Below are 24,242 nucleotides of genomic sequence, written 5' to 3' on the forward strand. Positions count from 1 at the left end.
GTCCCGATGGGCGCGGCGGCGGCCACGCGTGGAAAGACGCATGTTACAGGCCCGAGACTTTACACTGGCGGCCTTTTCGACAACTTACGGGGGCCTTTCGGCCGCCGCGCGAGGACCGACGATGTTCAGACTTGCCGACGCCACGCCGATCGCCACCGGGCATGTCCGCGAGGTGTACCAGCACCCGGATGATACGGACCTGCTGGTCAAGGTGATCGCCAGCGGATCCATCGAGGAGCGCTGGAACAAGGCGCCCTGGTACCGGCGGATGGCCCGCAGTGGGCCGTACAAGGATTTCGTCCGTGAGTTCCGTGAATACGTCACCGGCATCTACGTCGGGGGCTACGCCACTTCGCCCATCGCGCGCGTCGTCGGCTTGGAGATGACCGACATCGGGCTGGGCCAGGTCGTGGAAAAGGTCCGCACGCCCGACGGCCGGCTGGCGCCGACGCTGCACGACTGGGTGAAGACGGAAGGTTTTACCGCGAAGACGCAGGCGGAGCTGGAAGCCTTCTACGCGCGCCTGCTTTCGCACAACACCATCGCCGCCGACCTGCATGCGTGGAACGTCGTCTATGGCGAGGATTCGCGCGGCGGCCCCCGCCTCGTGATGATCGACGGCTTCGGCGAGAAGAACATCATCCCCCACTGCTCGATGAGTCGCTCGCACAACGCGTCGCGCACAAAAAAGAAGTACGAGCGGATGCTGCGGCGGACCAAGGCGGAAGCGCCGCGAGTGGCGTAGTCAGCGGGTCTTCGACGGCACGCAGCCGGGCCTCGATGCCCCTGCCGGCAGCAGCGCGAAGCGCGTGCGGTTGGCGACGCCCAGGCTCACCACGTTGCCGGGCACGACGCAGTCGTCGAGGGCTTCCTCGTTGACCAGCAGCCAGCGGTGCGCCGGATCCGCCTGTTGCCAGGCGCGCGCGTCGCGCAGCTGGTCGGCGGAATCGCGGGCGAAACCGAACTCGGTCACCGGACGGCGCGCCTGGTACATGAGTTCCTCGCGCCAGACCACCAGGGCCAACTGACCCGACGGGCCGATGGTGGCGTCGGCCTTCTCCATCAGCTGCCGCGCGGACTGATTGGCATCGAGCAGCACGGCCGTCCCCACCGGCCAGATGATCCAGCCCAGCGCCATGCCACCCAACAACGCGGCGACACCCCGGCGCGGACGGTATACCAACGCCGAGAGCAGGAAGCCGGCACCCACGGCGATGACACACCACCACAGGGGTTCACCGTGACCGGCCATCTCGTAACCCGCGGCGATGCGCTGGGCTGCTTTCGGCGCCTTCAGCAGGGCCCAGGCTCCTGCGCCGCCGAACACGACGGCGCAGGCGACCGTGATCGCGAAGGAGGTCCGGGGCAGCCAGCGGGTCTTCAACAGGTCCGCCACATAGGGCGCCATGGCCAGCGCCAGCATGGGCAGCGCGGGCAGGATGTAGATCGAGCGCTTGCCGCTGGGTACCGAGAAGAAGACCAGCACCAGCACGCACCACATCAACGGCATCCACACCCGGGGGTCGCGGAGGCGCAGCGCATGGCGCCAGCCGGGCACGATGAAGGGCAACAACAGCCACGCGGGAACCCAGTTGCCCAGGATCACCAGCAGGAAGTACCAGGGCTTCTCCTCGTGCTGCCACGAGTTGGCGTAGCGCTCGGCGGTCTGGCGGAAGAGGATGTCCTGCACATAGGCGAGGTATTCCGGCGTGCGCAGCCCGTAGGCGGCCGCCAGCATGGGCACCAGCCAGAGCGCGATGGCGAGGAGGAAGGCCAGCGCCCCGCCGGCCCAGCGCCACCCGTCCCCGCGCGTGACCGTGACGCCCGGCCATTGCCGCGCGCGCATGACCACATAGGGCAGCAGCATGAACAGGGCGATGACGCCCACGCCCTTCGTGATGACGCCCAGGCCGGCGGCGAAGCAGCCGAGCCAGTACATCCGCCAATTGGGCCCGCGGAGGCAGTGCAGCAGGATGCCGGCGTTGCCTAGCGTGATCCAGAACAGGTTCAGCGGATCGATCTGCGCGTGCTTGATCACGTCCACGAACTGCATCGTCGACAGCACGAGCGTCGCCGCGACCAGGCCCACCCGCGCGTCCCACAGGCGGCGGCCGAGGTGCCAGACCAGGGCCAGGGTGCCCAGGCCGGAAAACAGCGAGGTGAGCAGGAAGGCCCCGCGCCAGCCGCCGGTGAGCCACATCCAGAAGGCTTCCGTCCACATGAGCATGGGCGGCTTGTCGGAATAGAGCTCCAGGCCCCGGTGCGGGAACAGCCACTGGCCGGATTCGAGCATTTGCCGGGCCACCAGGGCGAAGCGCGGTTCGTCCGGCGGCCAGGGGTCGCGCAGGCCGATCCCCGCCCCGAGCACCACCAGGGCGATCAACATGAACCAGCCGAACTGTCGGCGCGAATCTCGTTCGTCAGTGGAAAGCATGGAGGCGTCTGGCGGAGGCGATGTCGGACGGTCGGTCGCATCCTAATGGATGGATCGGGCGTCCACCCTACTGTTTCCTTAGTGACGATCGCGCCCTCTCCGCACCCGGCCATTTCAATTTCCCGGAGCTGGGACGTCTAGGGGTTTCGCCGGTGCGGAAATCGGCGTTCGTCCCTGCCCGTACGGGCGCCGATTTCCCACCGTGCGACCATAGTTACAGCCCCATGAACGCAGTCAGGCACACCATGGATCCTTCCGAGGCGGACACCTCCCCTGGCGGTAAGCGGGCGGCACAGGTGGTCGCCCTGTTCCGCGAGCACAACGCGGCGCTCGTCGGCTTCCTGCGTGCGCGGCTGAATTCGCTGGCCGATGCACAGGAAGTGGCGCAGGAGGTTTATCTCAAACTCTTGTCGCTCGGCGAGGGCACGACCATCGATTCGCCCCGCGCCTTCCTGTTCCGTGCCGCCTCGAACCTGGCCGTGGACCGCCTGCGGATGCGTAACGTCCGGGCGTCGGCACCCGCCGATCCGGACGACGACAACTGGCACGCCACGCCGATCCCGGAGCAGCACGCGTCGGCGCACGAACAATGGCGCGACCTGCGCCTGGCACTGGACGAACTGCCGGCGAAAACGAGCCGGGCTTTCGTGATGCACGTGATCGATGGACGCGACTTCGCCGCCATCGCACGTGAGATGAATCTGAGTGAGCGCATGGTGCGCTACCACGTCGGCAACGCCCTCGCGCACTGCCGACAACGCCGCGACCGTGCGGAGAGCCCCCGATGACCACCACGACGTTCCCCTTCGAACGGCAGATCGAGCACACCGCCGCCGACTGGTGGGCGCGCCTGCGCGACCCCGCCCTCCCCGAGCCGGCCATCCTCCAATGGAGCGAATGGATCGAAGCCGATCCCCGCCATGCCGACGCCTTCGAGCGTGCGGCCGCCCTGGCCGAGGCGGCCGCGGCCATGGATGCCGCCACTCGTGCCGCCTTCGTGAGCCGTTTCGCGCCATCCTCGCGGGCTCGCCGGTCGTTACCCAAGGCGGTCATGGCGCTCGCCGCCTGCGTCGCCCTGGTTTTCGTCGCTGCCGAACTCTTCCTGGCCTTGCGTCCCGGTGCCCTCAACGCACCGCACCAGTACGCCAGCGAACGGGCGGGCCACCGAGACATCGACCTCCCGGACGGCTCGACCATCGAGTTGGGCGGCGCGACCTCGGTCACCGCGCGGTACGGCCACGACGAGCGCACGGTCGACCTGGACGCGGGCGAAGCCTTCTTCCGCGTCGCCCACGCCGAGCGCCCCTTCGTCGTGAACGCGGGGCCACTGCGGATACGCGACCTCGGCACGGCCTTCAACGTGCGCCGGACCGGCGAGCGGGTCACCGTGGCGGTCACCGAGGGTCGTGTGCAGGTTTCGCCCATGGCCGCCCAGGGCGATGCCGCGACCATCGAGCTCGGCGCGGGGCGCGAGGTGTCCTTCGACCCCGAGACCCAGGCGATGCGCATCCTCGACGTCGATCCGGCCACCGCCACCGCATGGCGCGGCCACCGGCTGGAGTTCGTCAACGAGCCGCTGTCGTCGGTGGTGGAGAACGTCAATCGCTACAGCGCCCGGCCGATCCGCCTCGCCGACCCGACCCTTGGCCGGATGACGTTTACCGGTACGGTCCAGGTCGATACCATCGACAGCTGGGTAGCCGCGCTGCCACGGGTCTTCCCCGTGCGGGTCGACGCCTATCCGGACCGTCTGGAGCTCGCGCGGCAGACGACCACGGCGCGGGGTGCCCGACCGCGCTGAACAAGAACACCCACTGGGGCCGCAGGTCTTGCAGTACATGCTTCGCGGGCGCCGGCGCGTACTCACCGGCGCGCTCGCGCTGGCCTTCGTGGCCCACGCCGCCGGCGCCGTCGAGGCACCCGGCGGCGATGTCTCGTCCCCGATTCCCTTCGCCATCGCCCCGCAGCCCTTGGCCACGGCCCTGCTTGCCTGGGGGAAACAGGCGAACGTGCAGGTGCTCACCGCGTCCGGATCGATCTCGAACTGGCGTTCGGGCGGCGCCCAGGGCGTCCTGACGCCCAATGCCGCCCTGGACGAGCTGCTCGAAGGCACCGACCTCGAGCGCGAAACATACGATCCCCGCACCGTCGTGGTCAGGCAGCGCCAGAAGCCTGGCGATGCCACGCCCGGCCCCGTGGATCCCGCCGTGGCCTTCGATCCTGCCACGGTCGTGCCGCTGGCGACCGTCGACGTCCGGGGGCTGGTGTCGGATACCGGCTTCAAGGCGGATACGACGCGCACCGTCACGCGCCAGGAAGCGCGCCTGAGCGATGTGCCGCAGTCGGTCACCGTGCTGACGCGCGACGTGATCGAATCGCAGCAGGCGGTGGATATCGGCGATGTGGCCCGCTACGTCGCGGGCGTGCAATACGTCGACGGCTACGGTGGCTCGCCCCTCTTCCTCATTCGCGGCTTCGATGCGGGCCACGGCCTGACCGACGGCATGCCCAACGGCATCGCGCGCACCGAGGACCTTCCGCCGCTCATCGGCATCGAACGCGTGGAAGTGCTGCGCGGGCCGGAGGCCATTCTCGGCGACGCATCGCAGAACAACAATTTCGGCGGATCCATCAACGTCGTGATGAAGCGCCCGCAAGCGCAACCCGTGCGTACGCTCACCTATTCGCTGGGCGAGTACGACGGCGCGCGCCTCGGCGTCGATCTCGCCGGCACGGCGTCGAAGGACGGATCGTTGACCTATCGCCTCGTCGCCTCCGGGCAGCGGGGCGAGAAGACGCCGCAGGGATACGGTGGCGGCCGCGGTGCCTACCTGGCGCCGTCGCTGGCGTGGCAAGATGCGCGCACGCGCGTGATGGCCGGCCTCGAGTACGTGGACAATCGCGTGCCGGGCCCGGACCACACGGTGCTGCTCGGCCCCAGCCTCGGCACGGCCACGCTTGCATCGCGATCGGCGGACGATCCCACCGACATCTCCCGCTTTCGCACGAGCCGCGCGGTGTTCGAGGTGGACCACGCATTCGGCAACGACTGGACGCTGCATAGCCAGGGTCAGTACGTGCGCCAGCGCAGCGACGGCCGTAGTCTTTCCTACCTTTCCACCGGCTTCGCGGGAACGCTGGACGCCGTGGCGCGCAGCTTCCGCTATTCCGGCACGTACTGGACCTGGCAGAACGACCTCAGTGCCAGCTTCCGCCACGGGAACGTGACGCATAACCTGCTCGTGGGGGTGGATCTCGCGCGCACGCACGCCGGCGACAACGGCGGTGGGAGCGTCGAGGAAGGGCCGTCGGCGGAACGGAGCGGCGGCGACGCGGTGATCGTCACCCGGCCGCTCGCGTACGGGTTGCGCAATACGAGCGACTTCTCCGAGAAGTTCGAAGCGTTCGTCGCGCCGGTCAGCACGACGGTGACCAACCTTGGCGGCTCATGGCAGACGAACGCGGGGCTGTATTTCCAGGATCAGGTGGCAATCGGGGATCGTTGGAACGTGCTTGCCGCCCTGCGCCGCACCAGCTACCAGCTCGATACGCGCTGGGAAGACGGCTCGGAGCGGCGCGTGCACGAATCGCGCTGGATTCCGAAGCTGGGCGTGGTCTACAAGGTCTCGCCCGACGTTTCCCTCTACGCGGATACGTCGACGGGATTCCAGCCCGATCCGCTCCTCGGCAAGGACGGGCAGCCGCTGCCCGTCGCGACGTCGCGACAGATCGAAGTAGGCGGCAAGTTCGACCTGTTCGACCAGCGGGCGCGCCTCACCGCCGCGCTGTACCGCATCCGTGTCGACCACAGCGTCGACCTGGTGTCACCGGAACCGCCGTTCTTCGCGACGCCCGGGCCGGGCCAGACGAATCGTGGCCTCGAAGTCGAGTTCGCGGGCCAGGTCGCGCCCGGCTTCGACGTGCTGGCCAGCCTCACCGAGGCACGCATCGAGAACCGCGACGATACGCGCCCCACCGGCGCGCCGAAGCACCAGGCCGCGGTCTGGGCAAGCTACCGTTTCGGGCAGGGCGGCGTGAAGCCTTGGGGTGTCGCCGCGGGCGTGTTGGCGCGCAGCCGCAGCCTGGGTCGCACCAGCGCCGACGGCGAATACTTCGGCATTCCCGGCCAGGCCAGCGTGGAGGCGAACGTCTCGCGCTATGGCCAGAACTGGCGCATGACGCTGGGCGTCAAGAACCTCTTCGCACGCACGCTCTACGCGGTGAACTTCGACGAGACCTTCGTGCCGATCCGGCAGGGACGCGTGGTGTTGCTGACTGGCGTGTACGACTTCTGATCAGCCCACCTTGCCGAACGCCTTCAACACCACGTCGCAGGCGTCGCTGCCGAACGCATCGCGTTCGGGTCGACCGCTGGGCGCCGCGACCAGCGGAATCTCGTAACAGCCATCGGCGTCCGGCACACCGCCGTGCCGACGCCAGAAGCGGTCGTACGCGGCGGCGGTCACGCCCGCGCGGCGGTCGAGCGGGTGCTGGTCCCGGCCGACGCCACGCAGCCGGTCGATGCCGTAGTGGCGTGCCAGGGCGCGCACGACCGACAACAGGAGGTCGCGCGGCCGCACGCCGCCGGTGGCCCGGCTGAAACGGACGATGGCGCCGCGTCCGAGGTAGGCCCAGGAGCCGCGGACTGCGCCGAGGAGTAGCCCGTCGGCACCGCCGAAGGTGATCGTGCACGACGAGATGACTTCTTTCTCGCCATTGAGCAGGTAGAGGCCGAGCTCGCCGGTGCACTCGTGCTCGGGAGCTCGCGCGTGCAGGTAGGCCAGTTCGCCGTTGCCGAGCGGCAACGTGGCCAGGCGCACGTCGTGGCCCTTCAGGAGGCGGCTGCTCAGGCGCTCCGGAAACGCGCGTGCCACGAAGCGGTAGTGCGCTTCGATCAGCCGGGCCCGGGTCGCCAAGTCGAAGGACCGCGAGATGTAGTGCGACTGCCAGCGCTCGTACACCCGCGGGTTGGATTCCGCCGCCGCGCGCATGGCGCGCGAGGCGCCGACGAGGCGCAGCCACTGGGCCTGGCGGCGAAAGGCGGCAAGGGTACGCAGCAGGTAGGTCAGCCGCCGCTCGGGCATCGGCAGCGCGCGGCGCAGGGCGGCGCGCCGGCGGGCGTGGTCGAGTACCAGGGCCAGGGGACCGCGTTCCTGGCGGTGCGGCGCCCAACCGAGGGGAAGGTCCTCGTACGGGGCGCTTTGGGGATAGCGAGGCTGCATGTCCTAAAGACGTGCGAGGCCCCGGAAATTGAAATCGCCCCGCTGCTCAGGCCCGGCGCTTGCGCCGCTCGTCCTTCCAGACGATCCATGCCGCCAGCAGCGTCAGGAAGGCCAGGCTGTACCAGGTGATGGCGTACATCAGATGGTTGTCGGGAAAGGCGATCACCGTCAGCCCGCCGACCGGGCCGTCGTTGCCTTCGCCGCGACCGGGCGAGGATGCCGCGTCGGCGTCGACGAAATACGGCGCCACGGAGTCCAGCCCCTTCGCCGCTGCGATGGCCGCGACGTCGCGGGAATACCAGCGGTCGTTGGCCGGCTGGTTCGCCTGCAGGAAGGCGCCCTTCGGTTCGCTGATGCGCAGCAGGCCCGAGATCGTCGTCTCGCCGGACGGACCGGGCGTGCAGGTAGCCTTGCCGCCGCACCAGCCCGGCGACACGAACCCGCGATTCACCAGCACGATATCGCCGCTGCGAAGGCGTAGTGGCGTCAGCAGCCATGAGCCCATGCCGAGCTCCGTGCTTGCGCGCACGCGCACGCTCTTGTCCTGCAGGAACGTCCCGGTGAGCTTCACGCGCCGGTATTCGTCATTCTCGACGCTCACCACCGGCCACTGGCCACGGCCAGGCGCGTCCACCGGCTCGGCATGCACGCGCGCGTCGACGCGGGCGACGAGGTCGTGCTTCCACGCGCGCCGGTGCACCTGCCAGGTGCCCAGTGCGAGGAAGGCGGCGAACAGTACGGCGCCCAGCAGGGCGAGCGCGCCCAGAACGAAGACGCCGCGCGGGGAGCGCGGCGTCTGGATGTCGTTGCCTGTATCCACGCTCACGCTCAGGGCAGGTTCTTGGCCTGCTCACCGGTCATGTTGTGCGACATGCCCGGCATCATGTTCGAGTTCAGGTGGAACATGACCCAGATGGAACCCGACAAGGTGATCACGACCATCACGAGGGTGAAGATCAGCGCCAGCATGTTCCAGCCGCCCTCCGCCTTCGTGTTCATGTGCAGGAAGTAGATCATGTGCACCACGATCTGGATCGCGGCGAAGGTGAGGATCACCACCGCCAGCGTCTGCGAGTTCGGGATGACCTTGCCCATCACCAGCCAGAACGGGATCGCCGTGAGCACCACGGCGAGGAAGAACCCCATCATGTAGCCCTTGAGGGTGCTAGGGGTATGGCCGTCGTCGTGCTCGTGGTGGTCGTGCGCGTCGTGGTGGTCGTGCGATTCGATGTGCGCGCTCACGGCAGCACTCCCATCAGGTAAACGAAGGTGAAGACGCCGACCCAGACCACGTCCAGGAAGTGCCAGAACATCGACAGGCACATGATGCGGCGCTTGTTGGCCGGCGTGAGGCCGAAGCGACCTACCTGGAACAACAGCGTGATCAGCCAGACGATGCCGAAGGTCACGTGCAGGCCGTGGGTGCCGACCAGGGTGAAGAACGAGGACAGGAAGGCGCTGCGCTGCGGGCCCGCACCCTCGTGGATCATGTGCGCGAACTCGAACATCTCGATGCCGAGGAACGCGGCACCGAACAGGCCGGTGACGATCAGCCAGGCCATCATCGTGCCGCGGCGGTTCTTCTGCATCTCCAGCACGGCGAAGCCGTAGGTGATCGACGAGAGCAGCAGCATCGTCGTGTTCACCGCCACCAGCGGCAGGTCGAACAGGTCGGCGCCCGACGGACCGCCTGCGTAGCTCCGCCCCAGCACGCCGTAGGTGGCGAACAGGCAGGCGAAGATGAGGCAGTCGCTCATCAGGTAGATCCAGAACCCGAGCAACGTGCCGTTGGCCGGGTGGTGGTCCTTGGACATCCAGAATTCGACGTCCTGTTCCGCGATCGCGGCGGAAGGCGTGGCGTGCATATCAGACATGGGCGGCAAGCTCTTCCGTGCGGGCGGCCTCGGTCCGGGCCACGACGTCGGCGGGGATGTGGTAGTCGCGCTTGTAGTTGAAGGTGTGGGCGATCGCCGTCACCAGCAGGGCCGCGAAGGCCAGGCCGGCGACGAGGAACATCTGCCAGATCATCGCGAAGCCGAACACGAAGGCGAAGCCGGCGAGGATGATGCCCGCGCTCGTGTTCTTCGGCATGTGGATCGGCAGGTAGCCCTCGAGACGACGGCCGGCGTTGCGCTCCTTCATGTCCCACCACGCATCGGTATCGTGGATGACCGGCGTGAACGCGAAGTTGTATTCGGGCGGCGGCGACGAGGTCGACCATTCCAGCGTGCGGCCGTGCCACGGGTCGCCGGTGACGTCGCGCAGTTCGTCGCGGCGCTTGTAGCTGACCCACAGCTGGATCAGGAACGACCCGATGCCGAGCGCGATGAGGAAGGCGCCGAACGCGGCGATCTGGAACCAGATCTGCAGCGACGGGTCCTCGAAGTGGTTCATGCGGCGGGTGACGCCCATGAAGCCGAGCACGTACAGCGGCATGAAGGCGACCCAGAAGCCCACCAGCCAGAACCAGAACGAACACTTGCCCCAGAACGGATCGAGCCGGTACCCGAAGGCCTTTGGGAACCAGTAGTTGATGCCGGCGAACAGCCCGAAGATGACGCCGCCGATGATCACGTTATGGAAGTGCGCGATCAGGAACAGGCTGTTGTGTAGGAGGAAGTCGGCGGGCGGCACGGCGAGCATGACGCCGGTCATGCCGCCGATCACGAAGGTGACCATGAAGCCGACGGTCCACAGCATGGGCACGTCGAACTTGATCCGGCCACGGTACATCGTGAACAGCCAGTTGAAGATCTTCGCGCCCGTGGGGATCGAGATGATCATCGTGGTGATGCCGAAGAACGAGTTGACGCTCGCGCCCGATCCCATGGTGAAGAAGTGGTGCAGCCAGACCAGGTACGACAGCACCGTGATCACCACCGTGGCGTACACCATCGACGCGTAACCGAACAGGCGCTTGCGGCTGAAGGTGGAGGTGACCTCCGAGAACACGCCGAACACCGGCAGCACCAGGATGTAGACCTCGGGATGGCCCCAGATCCAGATCAGGTTCACGTACATCATGGCGTTGCCGCCGAAGTCGTTCGTGAAGAAGTTGGTGCCGATGTAGCGGTCGAGCGAGAGCAGTACCAGCACCGCCGTCAGCACCGGGAAGGCGGCGACGATCAGGATGTTGGTGCACAGCGAGGTCCAGGTGAAGATGGGCATCTTCATCATGGACATGCCCGGCGCGCGCATCTTGACGATGGTCGCGATCAGGTTGATGCCGGACAGCGTGGTTCCCACGCCCGCTACCTGTAGCGACCATATGTAGTAGTCGACACCCACGTCCGGACTTTGCGCCAGCCCGGACAGCGGCGGATACGCCAGCCAGCCCGTGCGGGCGAACTCACCGACGAACAGCGAGGCCATGACCAGCATGGCGCCGGCCACGGTCATCCAGAAGCTGAAGTTGTTGAGGAACGGGAAGGCCACGTCGCGCGCGCCGATCTGCAGCGGCACCACGTAGTTCATCAGGCCGGTGACCAGCGGCATCGCCACGAAGAAGATCATGATCACGCCGTGGGCGGTGAAGATCTGGTCGTAGTGGTGTGGCGGGAGGAAGCCGGGATTGCCGTTGAAGGCGATGGCCTGCTGCGCGCGCATCATGATGGCGTCGGAGAACCCGCGCAGCAGCATCACGATGCCGAGCACCATGTACATGATGCCGATCTTCTTGTGATCGATGCTGGTGAACCACTCGCTCCAGAGGTAACCCCAGAGCTTGTGCTTCGTGATCAGCGCGAGCAGCGCGATGCCGCCGATGGCGACCGCGGCGAAGGTGCCGACGAGGATCGGCTCGTGGTACGGAAACGCCTCGAGGGTGAGGCGTCCGAAGATCAGTTTGGCTAGATCGGGCATGTTCATTACCGGACTCGGCAAGGCTTGAATTGGTAGGAGACCGGGGCGCTCATAGCGGCCGTCCGGCAGGCGTCATCGGCTGGCCGCCGGCACCGCTGGCGACGCACAGAGCGCCCACGTACCGCTTGCCGTCATCGGCGAGGCCCACGCGCGCACGGGTCGCCGCGTCGGGCGTGGTCACGTTGTAGGCGCCCACCACGCCCTGCCCGCCCTGCGCGTCGAGCGCCATCATGTCGCTCATGCACATGCGGTTGGACTCGACGCAGCGGTTGAGGATGGCGTTGTACAGGCCCGGGGCCACGGTGCCGTAATAGTGCACCGGCTCCTTCTCGCTGGGCTGCTCGAGCTTCAGGTAGTCCGTGCGGCCGAGGGTGTCGCCGCTGGCCTTGGCCTTGGCCACCCAGGCGTCGAAGTCGGCGTCGGACAGGCTATGGAAGCGGAAGCGCATGTCGGAGAAGCCGGCGCCGCTGTAGTTGGCCGAAATACCTTCGAAATCGCCGGTTTTGTTCATGACCGCGTTGAGCTTGGTCTCCATGCCCGGCATGGCATAGATCATGCCGGCCAGGGACGGGACGAAGAACGCGTTCATGACAGTGGACGCGGTAATGTGGAATTCGATCGGACGGTCCACCGGGGCGGCCATCTCGTTCACCGTGGCGATGCCCTGCTCCGGGTACAGGAACAACCACTTCCAGTCGAGTGCGACCACCTCGACCACCAGCGGCTTGGTACCCGGCGCCACGGCACGGGCCTGGTCGATCTGGTCGACCGGCCGGTACGGGTCCAGCTTGTGCGTGCTGGTCCAGGTGACGGCGCCGAGGGCGATGATGATCAGCAGCGGCGCCGACCAGATCAGGAGTTCCAGCACCGTGGAATGGTTCCAGTCCGGGTCGTACTCGGCATGGGCCGCCTTGTTCGACTCGCGGTACTTCCAGGCGAAGGCCAGGATCATGAAGATCACCGGGACGATGATGATCAGCATCAGGACCACGGAAATGATGATCAGGTCGCGCTGCTGCCGGGCGATATCGCCGGAGGGGGAAAGCAGCACGGCGTCGCAGCCCGACAGGATCAGGGCCAGGGCGGGGATCAGCAATCCGCGCAACATCTTCATGGACATTCGCATGATGGGAGCAACCGTGGGGACACGAAAAAATACGCCGAACGGCCCGCGGCCACCATAGGACACTTTGTCCCATGGCCCTGCAAGCCGAGTAGTGCGATCCTTCGCTATCCTGCCATCCACTTCCCCGAGCGGGCCGAATACGATGTCGAGCATTTCACACGCCGATCACACTGCCGCCGAGGGCGCCGAACGCGACGTCCGGCGCCAGCACCAGACCAGCCACGCGTCCGTTGCCCCCGGCGAAATCGCCGTCGGCGTGGTCATCGGCCGCGCCTCGGAGTACTTCGACTTCTTCACGTACGGCATCGCGTCCGTCCTCGTGTTCCCGTCGGTGTTCTTCCCGTTCCTGAGCCCGCTGGACGGCATCCTGCTGGCCTTCACGATCTTCTCGTTCGCGTTCATCGCCCGACCGATCGGCACGACGCTGTTCATGGCGATCCAGCGCAACTGGAGCCGCGGCACGAAGCTTACCGCCGCGCTGTTCCTGCTGGGCACCTCCACGGTGTGCATCGCCTTCCTGCCCGCGAATACCTCGCACGGCTACACAGTGATTGTGGTGCTCTCGGTGTTGCGCTTCTTGCAGGGCATTGCGCTGGGCGGTTCCTGGGACGGCCTCCCCTCCCTGCTCTCGCTCAACGCGCCGAAGCACCGTCGCGGCTGGTACGCCATGCTCGGCCAGTTGGGCGCGCCCACCGGCTTCCTGATCGCCGCCTCCCTCTTCCTGTTCCTCAACACCCAACTGTCCCGCGAGGACTTCCTGGGCTGGGGCTGGCGCTATCCCTTCTTCGTGGCCTTCGCCATCAACGTCGTGGCGCTGTTCGCCCGCCTGCGCCTGGTGGTCACGGAGGAGTACACCCAGTTGCTCGAAGAGGGCCAGCTCGAGCCGATCGGCATCATCGAGATGGTCCGCGCCCAGGGCTACAACCTGTTCATCGGTGCCTTCGCGGCCCTGGCCAGCTACGCCCTGTTCCACATCGTCACGATCTTCCCGTTGTCGTGGATCTCGCTCAATCGCTCGCAGGACATCAACAACGTCCTGATCGTGCAGATCGTGGGCGCGTTCGTGGCGATCCTCGCCACCGTCGCCTCGGGTGTCATCGCCGACAAGGTCGGCCGCCGCAACACCCTCGGTACCATGGCCGTGCTGATCGGGCTGTTCGCCATCGCCTCGCCCTGGCTGCTCGGTGGCGGCAAGCTCGCCCAGGATGCCTTCCTGGTCGTCGGTTTCGCGCTGCTGGGCCTGTCCTACGGCCAGGCCGCCGGCACGGTCACCGCCAACTTCGCCAAGCGCTTCCGCTACACGGGCGCGGCCCTGACCTCCGACTTCGCCTGGCTGGTCGGCGCGGCCTTCGCCCCGCTCGTCGCCCTCGGCCTGTCCATGCGCTTCGGCCTCGGCGCGGTGAGCATGTACCTGCTCTCGGGCGTGGCCTGCACGCTGCTCGCCCTGCGCATCAACAAGGCGCTCGAGACGGACCGGAACAAGGCCTGACGACATCGTGTAGGAGCCGCTATAGCGGCTCCTACAACAGTCCATGCTTCGGAAGAATAGCCGCCCGATCTCCGGCGGCACGGGCCGGGGCCGGGCGTTACCCTAACGCCATGCTCTTCGACCTCCCCGACCACGACACCCTCTACCGGGCCCTCCTGGACCGCGATCCGGCCTACGACGGGCACGTGTTCGTCGGCGTCACCAGCACAGGGGTGTTTTGTCGGCTGACTTGCCCCGCGCGGAAGCCGAAGCTCGAGAACACCCGGTTCTTCGATTCCGTGGCTGGCTGTTTCGAGGCCGGCTTCCGGCCCTGCCTTCGCTGCCGTCCCCTCGACCCCGTCGGGCAGCGCGAGCCGATGGTTTCGGCGCTGCTCCGCCGCCTCGAGGATGAGCCGGAACGAATCTGGTCGGAGGACGACCTTGTTGGCCTGGGCTACGACCCGTCCACGGTCCGGCGGAGCTTCAAGCGCCATCTCGGCCTCACCTTCCTCGATATGGCGCGCCTGCGCCGGGCCGGCCGCGGCATGGACCGGCTCGCCGCCGGCGCCAGCGTCATCGACGCGCAGCAGGCCGCGGGTTACGACTCCGGCAGCGGCTTCCGCGAGGCGATCGTCAAGCTGCTGGGGGACTGCCCCGCCGAATTGCGCGGTCGCGAGTGGCTGAAGGCGGACTGGATCGACACGCCCATCGGCAGCATGCTCGCCGTCGGCGACTCGCAGGCGCTGCACCTGCTGGAATTCTTCGACCGCACGGCCTTGCCGAACGAGCTGAAGCGCCTCCGCGTGACGACGCGGTCCACGATCACCTTCGGGCGGACGCCTGCCATCGAGCGGATCGAGTCTGAGTTGCGCGAGTACTTCGCCGGCGCACGGCGGACATTCGAGACGCCGCTGGCCATGCACGGCTCACCCTTCACGCGCACGGTGTGGGATGAACTGATGGCGATCCCGCCGGGCACGACGCGGAGCTATTCGGAGATCGCCGCGTCAGCCGGGCGGCACACGGCGGTGCGAGCCGTGGCCAGGGCCAACGGCGCGAACCAGATCGCGATCGTGATTCCCTGCCACCGCGTGATCGGGGCGGACGGCTCGTTGACCGGCTACGGCGGTGGGCTGTGGCGCAAGGACTGGTTGCTGCGGCACGAGCGGAAGTTGCTGCCAGGTTGAATCGCCGACGGGGTCGGCTCCCACCGAGCAAGCCGCGGCCAGTTCACCGGCGAATCCGCGCTGCGACTCCCTTGCTTGGTGGGAGCCGACCCTGTCGGCGATACAGGTCGCCTCAGCCCAGCACAGGGTAGGGGCCGTTGTCGAAGACGGTGTCGTGGTAGCCCTTCACGCCCACCGCGTGCGCCATCTCGCTGCGGAAATCTTCACCGCGACGCAGGCACTCCAGCACGAAGGCGAAGTCGCGCTTCGGCCGCCAGCCCAGGTCGCGTGTGGCGCGGCTGCTGTCGTAGACGCGGTCCAGCGACGGCAGCAACTTCCAGCCACGCGCCGCGTAAAGCGCATCGACCTCCGGGAACAACCGCCGCACGACGGCGGCGGCGTCGCCACGCAGCGCGGCAACGTCGCCGCGAGAGAACGGTGTCGTGGCGGAGACGATGTAACGTCCAAAGCCCAGCGACGGCGCGCGTTCCAACGCCATCAGGTGAGCCTCGACGACGTCCTCGATGTCGGCACGTCGATACAGCAGCTCGTTGGCCTGCATGTTCGCCGTGTCATAAGCCGAGCGGACATGCGCGTTGTCGTCGTCCTCGGGGAAGAACCGCGAGGTACGCAACACCAGCACCGGCAGCGTGTCCTTTCGAGCGACGAGCTCGCACATCCCTTCCGCCGCAATCTTCGTCGCGCCGTAGATGTTCTTGGGCACCGGCGGCACGTCCTCGTCGATCCAGGCGGCCGGCTCGCCCGGTGCGGGCGACAGCGCCGCGCCGAACGCGCTGGTCGTGCTGGTGAAGACGAAGGAGCGCACCCCGTGCGCCACAGCGGCCTCCAGGAGCGCCACGGTACCGCCCACGTTGGTGTCGACGAACGAGCGCTTCGAGTGCGTCGCTACGTGCGGCTTGTGCAGCGTGGCGCTGTGGATCACCTGTGTGATTCCCGACATGGCGTCGCGCACGAAGGCCTCGTCGGCGATCGAGCCGACGACATCCGTATGGGCCGAAGGCTTGATATCGAGGCCGCGCACCTCGCGACCGTCGGCGCGCAGGCGGCGGACCAGCGCCTCGCCGAGGTGGCCCGCGCTACCGGTGACGAGGACGGTCATCGCATCCTTCCCTTACCAGATGAGATCGTCGGGCACGACGAACTGCTTGTAGTAATCGTCGACGTCTTCCTCGGACGGCGCGGCATCGCCTTCCTTGCGCCCGTGATCGAGCACGATCGTCTCCGGCGAGCGCGCGTGGATCTTGTCCGCCGGCATGCGGGGGATGAGTTCGTAGCCGTCGCCGAGGCGCGCGATCACGAGGGCGCCGGAAGCCAGTTGGTCACGCAATGCCTCGCTCACGAAGATGCTGGCGATCTTCTCGCCGTCGGGAAAGCGGTAGGCGATGTCGCCCTCGCGCTTCACCCGCGTGGTCTCCACGATCTGGCGCACCTGCGCGCGGACTTCGCGAGCGCGGGCCTCGGCGTTACGCTCCGCGGCCAGTGCGCGGTCGCGCTCGGCGCGCTCGGCCTGCAATTTGCGCGCATCCACCTGTTCCTCGGCGGAGGGCGCCGGCGCCTTGCCCTGGCGTTGCTTCGCCTGGTCGCGCACGATCTTGGCCGCCTTGTCCTTCTTGACCAGGCCGGCCTTGAGCAATTGTTCCTGCAACGGATTGCGCATGGACGGGTACTTCTTGCTTGCGAAGGTCTCGATTCTAACGCCGAAGGGTTGGTTACATCGCGTTACGTGCCTAGGCTTGGTGGCCTCCACGGAGGTAGAACCATGCACGCCCGATCCCTTTTGCGCCATGCGCGCCTGGCCCTCGCGCTGACCGCGCTCTCGGCCACCCCCGCCTTCGCCGCCGACGGCTTGCCGCCGCGCAGCGCCTGGAAGGCCAGCAGCTCCTCCGAGCAGGTGCCCGCGCTGGCGCCCGCCCATGCCATCGACGCCGATGAGACCACCCGTTGGGGCGGGGGCTTCAGCCCCGGCCAGTGGTTCCAGGTGGACCTGGGCAAGGTGGCGAAGGTCGGTGGCGTGCGGATCCACTGGGACAGCGGGTTCGCCGCGGCGTATTCCGTCCAGGCGTCCGTCGACGGCAAGGACTTCCATCCCGTCTATTCCGTGACGGATTCCCCCGGCGGCACTGAATACCTGGTTTTCCCCGCCACCGAGGCGCGCTACCTGCGGCTCGCCGCCCCGGCGCGAACGGCGGATTGGGGCGTGTCGGTGTTCGAGTTCGAGCCTTTCGCCGCCGCCGATGCCGCACGCCTTGCCGGGCTCGGCGGCAAGGGCGACGGCGCGTCGCTATGGGCCGACGGCGACGCCCGGGACATCGTGGGCAAGGGACCCGGCGGACGGCGGCAACTGGATATCACCCTCCCCCGGCCGCTGGACATCGCGGGTATCGAGGTGACCTGGGCCGGCCCGCGCGACGGGGCCACGCTCGAGGCCCGCGACGCGAAGGGCCGATGGAGCGAGGTCGACAGCGATCCGGGCAGCCTCGGCGACACCTCGTACCTCGCCGCCCGCAAGGCGAGCGACATGACCGCGCTGCGCCTCGTCGTCGGCATGAAGGACGGGGCGGCGCCCCGTATCAAGCGCCTGCGCTTCCTGGGCCCACTGCGCGCGATGACGGCCATGAAGCGCTACCAGATCGCGGCCTCGCGGGCGAACGCGCCGCTGTTCCCCTCCTCCCTGCACATGCAACAGGTGTACTGGACGGCCGTCGGCGTACCCGCCGGTCTGCAGAAGTCCATCTTCGACGAGTACGGCAACATCGAGCCCTTCAAGGGCGGCCCGCAGGTGCAGGCCATCTGGCGCGACGCCTCCGGTCGCGCCGCCGTGTCCGATAACACACAGCGCACGCACGCGTTGCGCGACGGATGGAAGCCGATGCCGTCGATGGGCTGGACGGTACAGCCGGGTCTTGCCATGAACAGCGAGGCGATCGCGGTGCAAGGCAACGGCCAGCCGGTCGTCCTGCTGCGCCATCGCCTGCGCAATGAAGGAAGCGCGTCCGTGGACGGCACGCTGTCCCTCGTCGTGCGGCCGATCCAGGTCAATCCGCCCTGGCAGAACGGCGGGGCATCACCCATCCACGACATCGCCATCGTGGGCGATGCGGCGCGCACGGACGTGCGCGTTGAAGGCCGCACGCTACTGTCATCGTTGACGCCGGTGGACGCCGCCGGTGCCGCGCCGTTCGGCGCGCATGGTGAAACGGAAATCACCGCGCAGGTCGCCGCGGGCACCGTGCCCTCCACGCGCGAGGCGCATGACGACGACGGCCTCGCCGCCGGCGTCCTGGACTATCGCGTGCACCTCGCTCCCGGCGAACAGCGCGATGTGGTCGTCGCCTTTCCACTCGGCAACGCCCCCGCGGACACGAACGGTCGCCTGCCCGAGCCTCCGGCCATCGACCGCGCCGCGCTGGCTGCGGACCGCTACGAAACGATCGCCGCACAGGTCTCCGCCGAGTGGCAGAAGCGCCTCGGCGGCGTGGGCATCTCGCTGCCGGACGCGTCGCTCGTGGACATCCTGCGCTCGCAGGCCGCGTACATGCTGGTGAACCAGACCGGCCACGCCATGCAGGCGGGACCGCGCAACTACAACCGCTCGTTCATCCGCGACGGTGCCGCGACGGCGTCGATCCTCCTGCGCATGGGCGAAGTGAAGACGGCGCGCGATTACCTCGACTGGTACGCCGCGCATGCGGTGCACGAGAATGGCCTCGTTTCTCCCATCCTCAATGCCGACGGCAGCGTGAATCGCGGCTTCGGGTCGGACATCGAATACGACAGCCAGGGCGAATTCATCAACCTCGTCGCCGACGTCGCGCGTTTCGGCGGCGGACCCAACAGCGTGCGCGACTACCTGCCCAAGGTACGCGCGGCCATGCACTTCATGCAGGAGCTGCGTGAGCGCACGATGGTGCCGGGCTATCTGTCGGACCGGCCCGCGCCGGAACGCTTCCACGGCATCATTGCGCCGTCGATCAGCCACGAGGGCTACTCCAGCCCGACGCACAGCTACTGGGACGACTACTGGGCGCTGAAGGGCTGGCACGACGGCGCCTGGCTGGCGGCGCAGTGGGGCGACGAAAAGCTCGCCGCTTACGCGCGCGAGCAGTACGCGGCGCTGCGCGAATCGATGCGCCAGTCGATACGGGCGACGATGGCCTGGAAGGGCACCGACGTCATCCCCGCCGCCGCCGACCTCGGCGACGGCGATCCCACCAGTGTCTCCATCGGCCTCGATCCGGCCGGGCAGATGGACATCCTGCCGCACGACGCCCTGGTGAGAACGTTCGACCGCTACCTCGCCGACGTGCGCAAGCGCGAGCGGCCCGGCGAGCTATACGCGTACACGCCTTACGAGCTGCGCAACGTGCTGACCTACGTGCACCTGAACCGCCCGGGCGATGCCGCCGAACTGCTCGCCGACGTCGTGCGCGACCGCCGGCCGCCGGAATGGAACATGTGGGCCGAGGTGGTGCACTCCCGCCTGCGCCACCCAGGCTACCTCGGGGACATGCCGCATACGTGGATCGGCTCGGAGTACGCGCGGACGATCTTCGGCATGTTGATGCGCGAGGCCGACGACGGTCTGTACCTGCTGCCCGGCACGCCGCCGTCCTGGGTGGCCGGCAAGGGCCTGTCCGTCACGCGCCTGCCAGTCGCGTATGGGTCGCTGAGCATGAGCGCGCGACGCGACGGGAACCGGTTGACGGTGACGCTGGACAAAGGCATCCGCTCCGACACGCCGGTACGCGTTTTCTGGCCGGATCGCGTACGGCCTCGGAAGGTCACGGTGGACGGCAAGGCGGTCGCGACGGGGGACGCCGACGGCGTAAAGCTGCCAGGGCCGTTCCGAACGCTGGTGGCCGAATACTGACCGTTCCAATGTGGGAAGCTCCGCCCTCCTCTTCGCTACTAGCGGATGTTCAGTGCGCGGAGCTTCGCCACCAGCATCGACGCCATCCGCTTCGCCGGGTAACCCCGCGCATCCGCCGTGTAACGCAGGAGTCCCACGGCCAGCGTCTCGTCGTTGGCCGTACCCTCGACCCGCCAGCGCAACACGCCATGGGCGACACCCGTCGAACGGTCGAGGGTCAGGCGCAGCGGCAGGATGACGAGTCGATGAGTCGCGCCGACGGCCTGCTCCTCGGGGCGATGGGCTTCCAGAAGCTCACGCTCCGGCAACGCCGTGCGGCGACTGAGCCCTTCGCTGCCGGCCAACGTCACCTCGACGGCAAGGCGATGTCGATGCACGAGCGCATCGACATCGGCCACGACCGTCTCGGTCTTCTCCGCACTGAAACGCTCCGCGAGTGCCTTGTCGAGCAGGCGGGCATCGCGGTGCAGGCGCTCAGAGCCGAGCGAATGCAGGGGCGCGAGGGAGTACACCTGCAGTTTTCCAACGGCGATGGCGCCGCCTGCATCGACACGTTTCCCCACACTTGCGACCGACGCACAGCTCGCGAGTGCGACGGCGAGCGAAGCCGTGGCAATACGTGGAAGCCGTGCGAGGTAATCTGTGCGCACGCGCCTGTCGCTCACATGAAGTTGACCAGCACCGTGACCGGGCGCCGAAAGCGTCCTCCGCGCACCGTCGGCTTCGTCTCACGGAGACGCACGTTGAAGACGAAGTCTTCGCCGGTGCCCAGTGCGTTGAAGCGCGCCTCCTCGCCGGGACGGATAGTCTTACGACTACCGTCGCCGATTTCCAATCCCACGTTCTCCGGGGCATCGGTACCTTTGAGCGAAAAGACTTCAGCGTTATCCGAGTCGGCGTCGGCCTGCGTGCCAAACGTAAAGCTGGCGACCATGCCGACCGGCTCCTGGCATTCCTCCACCGTCAGGCGAAATTCCTTCCACGGTGTCGCGCGATCGGGCGTCGCGAAGTTGGCCACGCTGTAATCGCCAACCTGTACTTCCTGATTGAGGCTTTCGGTCGAAATGCTGCACGAAGGGCGAACGAAAGCCAACTCGTAGATCGTCATGTGGCGGAAAGGCGCCGTCCGCCTGCCACCCGGCTCGTACGTCCATTGCTCGGCGATTTTGCGCGCATCCACCTGTCCGAATTCGATGGGGCCCGACATGCGCTTGATGCGATAGCCGATGTTGGCATGGTTGCTGCGGACCGGGTCACCCATGTTGAAGCTGCGCTCGTAGCGGTGCGGGAAAGGGAACGTCCTTTGTTCAAGGAGCTCCTCGATGTAGAGCTCCAGACCGAACCCCGATGGCTTTCCGCCGACGGTCAAAGGAATCAGCGACTGGACCTGGGGCACCGTGTAGTCGCCTTCGAACGTGCCTACGCCCTGCATGCAGGTGGCCAGGATGTTTCCATCGCCGTGCGCTTTTTCATCGCGCACGATCGTGCCCTCGGCCATGTCGTTCGTTACGACCACCTGCGCCGTCTGACCGATCTGGTAGATACCGTCAGCGATATAGAAGCAGCCGTTGTCGTCGGCCGATGCCACTCCCCATGGCCCCCATGCACAGAGGGCCAGAGCCCATAGTGTCCGGGGTCGTGTTGCTGCGTGGAAGATTTTCATGCGTTACCTCTTTCCATAGATGTAACGCGTCGAGTTCATCACGACGGTCGCCTGCGCGGCGCAGGAAGCGGCCAGCGCGAGGGCGACAGCCAGGGCGTATGCGCCTGGGCCGGCTTTGCGGATCGTACCTTGCATGGTTCGCAGTGTCCTTGGCGAGGAGATCGGTCGCCGGCCCATGCCGGCGACCGGGTTTCCTTACGGTGCTTCGTAGCGGATGGAATAGACCACGGAGCTGTTTGCGTCACCGGCGGTGATGTTGCCGGTGCGCTCGAACGCCGCGGAGTGCGCGATCACGGCCTGGTTGTCGGCGACCGTTTCCTTGATCACGCTCTGGTTCGGGCTCCAGACGTCGATCGGCTCGCCGGACTTGTTGAAGAGACGGATCTGTACGCCCTGCGCGGTGCCCGAGGTAACGAGCGCGCCGGTGATGGGGTCGACGGTCGCGCCCGGCTCGAATGCCGCCCACACCAGGGTGCCGTTGGTGCAGGTGGTTTCGCCGGCCTGTCCCACGTAAATCTTGAAGCCGGTATTGCCCGCGTGGCTGCCCACCGTGGGGAAATCGCCGGCGTTCACGCCGTCGATCGGCACGGTGAAGTCGGGATTGCCCGTGCCGGGTTCGCCACCGCTGACGGTGCAGGTGACGTTGCTGATGGAACCGGTGAACGTGATCGTGCCGGTGGAAGCGAAGGCGGCCGGAGCCGCCAGCCCTGCGATGAGCAGGGCCGAAGAGATTACCTTGAGGTTCATCCGATTAACCTTGTTACGTTCTTAGAAGCAACGACCCATCGGGCCGTCGGCCTGGGGAGGCACGGGGCCTTCCCCCGTGCTCGCGCAGCCGAGTGCTCGACGACGCGAGCGACAAGGATTCTGTCGGATTTGGCTTACAAGCCATATGGAAGTTTGCTCAAAAATCGGACTTCTTTTCAGAAGTCCGATCTCGCTCGCAGTTTGCGAAAGCGTGCCGTGTTCTCGCGACCCGCCGTCGACGGATGTGCTAGTCCATCACTGGCCGATGTCACGCAACGGCTTGCCGCTCATGAGGTTGCGCTCGATCTGTTCGAGGGTGACGTTCTTCGTTTCCGGGACGAGCCAGAACGTGAGTCCGATGAACACGGCGTTGAACGCGGCATAGAGCCAGAACGTGTGTGCGTTGCCAAAGCCGTTGAGCAGGCTGAGGAACGTGGCGCCCACGATCATGTTCATGATCCAGTTCGTGAACGTGGAGCACGCGATGCCGAAGTCGCGTCCCTTGAGCGGCTGCACTTCCGCGCAGAGGGCCCAGATCAACGGACCGGCGGACATCGCGAACCCGACGATGAAGAAGAGCAGCATCGCCACGGTGAGCAACTGCTCGGCATGCGAAGTGATGCCCAGGCTCATCATCGTGCCCACGGCCCCAAGGCCGATGGTCATCATGACGAAACCGGCATAGAGGATCGGCTTGCGCCCGAGGCGATCGACGAAGGCGAGCGCGATCACCGTCGCGAGCATGTTCGTGAGGCCTACCACGGCGGTGAACCACATCTGCGCATGCGTGTCGTAGCCCATCTCCTTGAAGATGCGCGGCGCGTAGTACATGACGACGTTGATGCCGGTGAGCTGCTGCATCACCTGCAGCAGGACGCCGAGGCCGACCGAGCGGCGGAAGTTCGGGTTCTCCCGGAACATGCTCCAGCCGTGCTGGCGCGTCTTCAGTTGTTCGTCGATGTCGGCCATCTCCCGCCGCACCACCGCCTCGTCACCACGCAGCTTCGTCAATACGACTTGGGCATCCTGTCGCCGGCCCACCAGCAGGAGCCAGCGCGGGCTGTCGGGAAGGAAGAACAGACCGATGAGGAAGAGGACACCCGGGGCGGCGATGATGCCCAGCATCCAGCGCCAGTTGCCGCTGCTGCTGAAGGCGGTGTCGGAGAGGAAGGCCAGGAGGATGCCGGTGGTGATCATCAGCTGGTAGGTCGAGATCATCGCGCCACGGATGCGTTCCGGCGCCACCTCGGCGAGGTACAGGGGCGCGGTGAACGCGGCGATGCCGATGGCGAGGCCAAGCACGAAGCGCGCGAGGATCAGCGTGGTCGCGGTGCCGGCTACCGCGCAAAACAGCGAACCGGCGACGAACAAGACACCCGCGAGTATCAAGGAGCGCTTCCGACCCAGGGCGGCCGACATCCAGCCCGCCCCGACGGATCCCGCCGCGGCACCCGCCATCATCGCGCTGACGATCCATTCGATGACGCTGTCGGAAACCTTGAACTCGGCCTGGATGAATTGCGTCGCGCCGGAAATGACGCCGACGTCGAGTCCGAACATGAGGCCTGCCAGCGCGGCGAGGATGCAGGTGGTGACGATGGCCGCCTTGGGATGGGCGACGTGTGGTTCTTGGTTGGCTACATCCATCGAAGATTCCTGGCGTG

The 24,242-nt window shown here is 67.1% G+C and carries 21 protein-coding genes; 7 read left to right on the forward strand and 14 right to left on the reverse strand.

Features of this window, described 5'->3' with window-relative positions; genetic code table 11:
- Window positions 1-121: 121 nt before the first annotated feature.
- Complete coding sequence (locus tag ACQKIE_RS07970; protein ID WP_427457598.1) at window positions 122-745, forward strand: YrbL family protein; 624 nt, start codon at window positions 122-124, stop codon at window positions 743-745.
- Here the strand turns inward: ACQKIE_RS07970 and ACQKIE_RS07975 are convergent, their stop codons facing one another.
- Window positions 746-2,434 carry an ArnT family glycosyltransferase gene (locus ACQKIE_RS07975; protein WP_427457601.1) on the reverse strand — a complete coding sequence of 563 codons (1,689 nt, stop codon included), beginning with the start codon at window positions 2,432-2,434 and terminating at the stop codon, window positions 746-748.
- A gap of 245 nt (window positions 2,435-2,679) precedes the next feature.
- Here ACQKIE_RS07975 and ACQKIE_RS07980 point away from each other — a divergent pair, with 245 nt between their 5' ends.
- The 3 genes from ACQKIE_RS07980 to ACQKIE_RS07990 are packed head-to-tail and all read left to right on the forward strand — an operon-like array spanning window position 2,680 to window position 6,729.
- Window positions 2,680-3,222, forward strand: coding sequence for an RNA polymerase sigma factor (locus ACQKIE_RS07980; protein WP_427457603.1), 543 nt, complete (start codon window positions 2,680-2,682; stop codon window positions 3,220-3,222).
- The gene (locus tag ACQKIE_RS07985) at window positions 3,219-4,235 is read left to right on the forward strand and encodes a FecR family protein (RefSeq protein ID WP_427457605.1); all 1,017 of its coding nucleotides are present in this window, start codon (window positions 3,219-3,221) and stop codon (window positions 4,233-4,235) included. Before ACQKIE_RS07980 ends, ACQKIE_RS07985 begins: the two co-directional genes overlap by 4 nt.
- A 37-nt stretch (window positions 4,236-4,272) precedes the next feature.
- Window positions 4,273-6,729, forward strand: a complete 2,457-nt coding sequence (locus ACQKIE_RS07990) for a TonB-dependent siderophore receptor (protein ID WP_427457607.1) — start codon at window positions 4,273-4,275, stop codon at window positions 6,727-6,729.
- Here ACQKIE_RS07990 and ACQKIE_RS07995 read toward each other — a convergent pair whose 3' ends face one another.
- Genes ACQKIE_RS07995 through cyoA form a run of 6 tightly spaced genes read right to left on the reverse strand, consistent with a single transcriptional unit; the run spans window position 6,730 to window position 12,631 of the window.
- Window positions 6,730-7,656 (reverse strand): DUF535 family protein, encoded by a 927-nt coding sequence (locus tag ACQKIE_RS07995; RefSeq protein WP_427457609.1) that lies wholly within the window; start codon window positions 7,654-7,656, stop codon window positions 6,730-6,732.
- Between the two features lie 46 nt (window positions 7,657-7,702).
- Complete coding sequence (locus tag ACQKIE_RS08000) at window positions 7,703-8,476, reverse strand: SURF1 family protein (protein WP_427457611.1); 774 nt, start codon at window positions 8,474-8,476, stop codon at window positions 7,703-7,705.
- 8 nt (window positions 8,477-8,484) lie between these two features.
- Complete coding sequence (gene cyoD / locus ACQKIE_RS08005) at window positions 8,485-8,898, reverse strand: cytochrome o ubiquinol oxidase subunit IV (RefSeq protein ID WP_427457613.1); 414 nt, start codon at window positions 8,896-8,898, stop codon at window positions 8,485-8,487.
- Window positions 8,895-9,521, reverse strand: a complete 627-nt coding sequence (gene cyoC, locus ACQKIE_RS08010; RefSeq protein WP_427458417.1) for a cytochrome o ubiquinol oxidase subunit III — start codon at window positions 9,519-9,521, stop codon at window positions 8,895-8,897. Before cyoC ends, cyoD begins: the two co-directional genes overlap by 4 nt.
- Before the next feature lies 1 nt (window position 9,522).
- A complete protein-coding gene (gene cyoB / locus ACQKIE_RS08015; RefSeq protein ID WP_427457615.1) occupies window positions 9,523-11,517 on the reverse strand; it encodes a cytochrome o ubiquinol oxidase subunit I in 1,995 nt (664 codons plus the stop codon).
- A 49-nt stretch (window positions 11,518-11,566) separates the two neighbouring features.
- Window positions 11,567-12,631 (reverse strand): ubiquinol oxidase subunit II, encoded by a 1,065-nt coding sequence (gene cyoA / locus ACQKIE_RS08020; RefSeq protein ID WP_427457617.1) that lies wholly within the window; start codon window positions 12,629-12,631, stop codon window positions 11,567-11,569.
- 154 nt (window positions 12,632-12,785) lie between these two features.
- Here cyoA and ACQKIE_RS08025 point away from each other — a divergent pair, with 154 nt between their 5' ends.
- The gene (locus tag ACQKIE_RS08025; protein WP_427457619.1) at window positions 12,786-14,132 is read left to right on the forward strand and encodes an MFS transporter; all 1,347 of its coding nucleotides are present in this window, start codon (window positions 12,786-12,788) and stop codon (window positions 14,130-14,132) included.
- Between the two features lie 110 nt (window positions 14,133-14,242).
- Entirely contained in the window at window positions 14,243-15,298 is a 1,056-nt protein-coding gene (locus ACQKIE_RS08030; RefSeq protein ID WP_427457621.1) for a bifunctional transcriptional activator/DNA repair enzyme AdaA, read from the forward strand.
- 112 nt (window positions 15,299-15,410) lie between these two features.
- On the opposite strand, the gene ACQKIE_RS08035 is transcribed toward ACQKIE_RS08030, so the two are convergent.
- Window positions 15,411-16,397 carry an NAD-dependent epimerase/dehydratase family protein gene (locus ACQKIE_RS08035; protein ID WP_427457624.1) on the reverse strand — a complete coding sequence of 329 codons (987 nt, stop codon included), beginning with the start codon at window positions 16,395-16,397 and terminating at the stop codon, window positions 15,411-15,413.
- A 12-nt stretch (window positions 16,398-16,409) separates the two neighbouring features.
- Window positions 16,410-16,955 carry a DUF2058 domain-containing protein gene (locus ACQKIE_RS08040; RefSeq protein ID WP_427457626.1) on the reverse strand — a complete coding sequence of 182 codons (546 nt, stop codon included), beginning with the start codon at window positions 16,953-16,955 and terminating at the stop codon, window positions 16,410-16,412.
- A gap of 102 nt (window positions 16,956-17,057) precedes the next feature.
- Here ACQKIE_RS08040 and ACQKIE_RS08045 point away from each other — a divergent pair, with 102 nt between their 5' ends.
- Window positions 17,058-20,168 carry a discoidin domain-containing protein gene (locus tag ACQKIE_RS08045; protein ID WP_427457628.1) on the forward strand — a complete coding sequence of 1,037 codons (3,111 nt, stop codon included), beginning with the start codon at window positions 17,058-17,060 and terminating at the stop codon, window positions 20,166-20,168.
- 38 nt (window positions 20,169-20,206) lie between these two features.
- Here ACQKIE_RS08045 and ACQKIE_RS08050 read toward each other — a convergent pair whose 3' ends face one another.
- The 5 genes from ACQKIE_RS08050 to ACQKIE_RS08070 all read right to left on the reverse strand — a co-directional run bounded on the left by ACQKIE_RS08050 (window position 20,207) and on the right by ACQKIE_RS08070 (window position 24,225).
- Window positions 20,207-20,731 carry a hypothetical protein gene (locus tag ACQKIE_RS08050; protein ID WP_427457630.1) on the reverse strand — a complete coding sequence of 175 codons (525 nt, stop codon included), beginning with the start codon at window positions 20,729-20,731 and terminating at the stop codon, window positions 20,207-20,209.
- A gap of 98 nt (window positions 20,732-20,829) precedes the next feature.
- Window positions 20,830-21,831: a fimbrial protein gene (locus ACQKIE_RS08055; protein ID WP_427457632.1), complete on the reverse strand. Its 1,002-nt coding sequence runs from the start codon at window positions 21,829-21,831 to the stop codon at window positions 20,830-20,832.
- A 3-nt stretch (window positions 21,832-21,834) separates the two neighbouring features.
- The gene (locus ACQKIE_RS08060; RefSeq protein ID WP_427457634.1) at window positions 21,835-21,966 is read right to left on the reverse strand and encodes a hypothetical protein; all 132 of its coding nucleotides are present in this window, start codon (window positions 21,964-21,966) and stop codon (window positions 21,835-21,837) included.
- Between the two features lie 60 nt (window positions 21,967-22,026).
- Window positions 22,027-22,578, reverse strand: a complete 552-nt coding sequence (locus tag ACQKIE_RS08065) for a fimbrial protein (protein ID WP_427457636.1) — start codon at window positions 22,576-22,578, stop codon at window positions 22,027-22,029.
- A 255-nt stretch (window positions 22,579-22,833) separates the two neighbouring features.
- Entirely contained in the window at window positions 22,834-24,225 is a 1,392-nt protein-coding gene (locus ACQKIE_RS08070) for a sugar porter family MFS transporter (protein ID WP_427457638.1), read from the reverse strand.
- Window positions 24,226-24,242 lie beyond the last annotated feature (17 nt).

This window comes from Luteibacter sp. NPDC031894 (assembly GCF_050273135.1).
Taxonomy (GTDB): domain Bacteria; phylum Pseudomonadota; class Gammaproteobacteria; order Xanthomonadales; family Rhodanobacteraceae; genus Luteibacter.